Origin of the sequence: Methylobacter sp. BlB1, from assembly GCF_015476545.1 — a bacterium.
Lineage (GTDB): Bacteria > Pseudomonadota > Gammaproteobacteria > Methylococcales > Methylomonadaceae > Methylobacter.
This window is the reverse complement of the sequence record NZ_JADMKV010000137.1, coordinates 1-2,750: the sequence shown is the minus strand read 5'-3', so window position 1 is coordinate 2,750 and position 2,750 is coordinate 1. Positions and strand designations below refer to the sequence as shown.

The 2,750-nt window shown below is 43.6% G+C and carries 3 protein-coding genes; 1 reads left to right on the top strand and 2 read right to left on the bottom strand.

From position 1 onward, the window contains the following. Window positions 1-613: 613 nt before the first annotated feature. Together IT781_RS21605 and IT781_RS21600 are read right to left on the bottom strand one after the other, a co-directional pair. Window positions 614-1,099: a hypothetical protein gene (locus tag IT781_RS21605; protein ID WP_194972240.1), complete on the bottom strand. Its 486-nt coding sequence runs from the start codon at window positions 1,097-1,099 to the stop codon at window positions 614-616. Window positions 1,100-1,179: 80 nt separating this feature from the next. Beyond that, window positions 1,180-1,347 (bottom strand): hypothetical protein, encoded by a 168-nt coding sequence (locus tag IT781_RS21600; protein ID WP_194972239.1) that lies wholly within the window; start codon window positions 1,345-1,347, stop codon window positions 1,180-1,182. Window positions 1,348-1,767: 420 nt separating this feature from the next. On the opposite strand from IT781_RS21600, the gene IT781_RS21595 reads away from it, so the two are divergent. Next, window positions 1,768-2,451 carry a helix-turn-helix domain-containing protein gene (locus IT781_RS21595; protein WP_194972238.1) on the top strand — a complete coding sequence of 228 codons (684 nt, stop codon included), beginning with the start codon at window positions 1,768-1,770 and terminating at the stop codon, window positions 2,449-2,451. Window positions 2,452-2,750: the final 299 nt, after the last annotated feature.

Here is a 2,750-nt window from a genome sequence, read left to right as displayed (position 1 = left end):
ACTCAGCCTGTCGCTGTCAAAAGCCGCGGTGCTCGGCGCGGCAAACAGGATGAAACCGCCTTTGCGTAACATCTGTTCCTAAATCTTGACGAGCAACAGGTGTGGGGGCGACTTAAGTCGCCTTGGGCGAATAAATTCGCCCCTACATGAGTGCTGATTTCATCTGGCAAATCGGCAAGTTATTTTCAACCGAATCCTTATAAGCGTGACACAGGCGCTTTAAAGTTCAAAATTTTCAGCCAGCAATTCCCTCGCCAGACGCTCAAGCCGATCCGATAATATTCAGAACCCGACCCTTCCCTACCGTACGATAAATTGCCCACACCAAGAGCAGCATTAGACTCAAAAAACCGTTATTTGTACGTCAGACAGGACAATGACGAAGCAAATCCCACCCAATTGCTTGACTGTTCTGGAAGGCGGCTTAACCGACTAAAGAAATCCCACTTACGAGATACACACTCACCAGACCAGAATCCATGACGCACGAGAAACAGCAATGGATTGTTAGCTTGCAAATGCTCAGCCCTGCATTTCTCCGACTATGAAAATACAAAGCATGACTAAGAATTTGACTTTGCGCAGGCCCAGCCGGCACCGAGAGACACAGGCATTAAAACAGCAGCATGTATACAGCTAATGCTCCTGCTGCTAAAGGCGCGACGAACTCGAATGCAAGCTTAAAAAAAGCAATTGGCCCGTACCAGTCGCGCAGCCATTCAGCTCTAGCGCTGCGTTGATGAAGCTCTTCGCATTCCGCCCAATCTTCGCATATCCCCTCTTGAGATTCCCGTATTAGCTTGGCGAGATAATCTTTGCAACCCTTCCGCCAAATGAAGAACTCAGCCAAACCATACCCGATGAAGACCAAGAAGAAGTATGCAACGACGGCCGCCGTCAAGGCTAAAAATGAATACTGTACCGGCAGAACAAAGTCGATTCCGAATACATTAAGTTTTTGGAGAGCCATATTATCAATAGCTCCAATGACAATGCCGACTGCACTTGCAATCAGCAGGTTACGGCGTTTTTTGGGTGCGACTTTACTCAAAGAACCGTTAAGCAATTCGGTGAAGAAAGAGTCTGATATACCCAGCATCTAAAACAATACATATAAATAATTCATAAGGATTATAAGACAATAAAAAATGCCTTACAAACAAAATTAATATTCTTTATTTATTTATAAAAATTGATAAAAACTACATACCAGACAGCAATAATACAGAAACGGCACCACCCCATCCCCAGCCCTCCAAAGCAAGCCCAAGCAGAAAACAATTTCAAAAGCAACAGACCACGTTCATCTCGCATTTTTGCAATTTTATCAATTTTTTCCAACACCATTTATATTTCCAACCCCTACAAGGAAGAAATTTTACATAGTCAAGAACAAATTGCCGTTTTGCGATACAAGTCAATTTAAATCAACGGACAATGTACTAACATTGCTTACCTTAAGATTCAATTAATACTCTAAAACTACTATATATTTCGAGCACTCACATTGCGTGCAATATATGCAATATCAAAATTGAATCGGCGAAATAAGCAATATAACGTATATGCAATCCAATGCCATTTTTATAAAATCTAGCAAATATACCATAAGAATATAATCTGCTAGCTCATGCAGTCTGGCACTAAAAACAACCAATTACCGTGAGTGCAAAGATTTTTCTTGCTTAATATAGAAATCAACGACAATCCCTACTACCTCAATACTTAGTAGACGACTATTTTTAAGCATTTAAATTTGATCCGTTTATGAAAAAACAATTCGACTCCAGCAAAAAACAACTTAATTTTAACGCAAGCCTTGAAAGCGACGCCTATTATAATACGCGCGAGGTTGCTGAAATGCTGGGATTGTCATTAGGCACCGTGCAGAAAATGGTTGAGAGAGGGGTGCTGCAAGCCTGGAAAACCGCAGGCGGCCATCGCCGGATTCTTGGCAGCTCCATCGAAGACTTTCTGAAAACCCACCAACAGCAACCCAATACCCTCTTTGATCAATCCAAGAACCTATCCGTCCTTCTCATAGAAGATAATTCGTCCTTACAAAAGCATTATGAACAATCCGTTGCGGAATCGAATATGCCCATCGATCTCTCCTTTGTTAATGATGGATTATCCGCATTTGTTGAAATCGCAAAACACTCTCCTGACATTCTAATCACTGATCTGTGCATATCTGGAGTAGACGGTTTAGAAATGATAAATACCATTAGAAAGGATCCTTGGTTTGACACGATGGACATCATTGTAGTCACCACATTAAACAAGACCGATATCGACAACAAAGGCCACTTACCCAAAGACGTGACAGTATTTTACAAACCAATGCCCTTTAACACACTCTATGGATATGTAAGCGCCAAGCTGGCATTGCTGCAAAAGGTTACCAGCCCTTTTCCCTTAGGCCGGCATTTGCAAATGGAAGCGCAGTAGTCGGTGTTTTTACAAAGAAAGCCAACCAGCCCGGAGAACACCAGAAAGCCGCCCGGCCGGCGCCCAAGCCCAGAACTGCCGGCGATTGTCTTCGGCTAATTCATGACCGCTGATAATTTTCTCAGATCGACCGCTACGTCACCCCGCTCCCTCGCCGCGTATATTATCCCGTAACCGCTTAGCCACCAGTCTCACAACCGCTGCTGCAGATAGTAGCTTTATAACTGATGTTACGCATGGGCGGTTTTATCCCATTTGCCGCACCAAGCACCGCAGCTTTTGACAGCGGCAGACTGAGC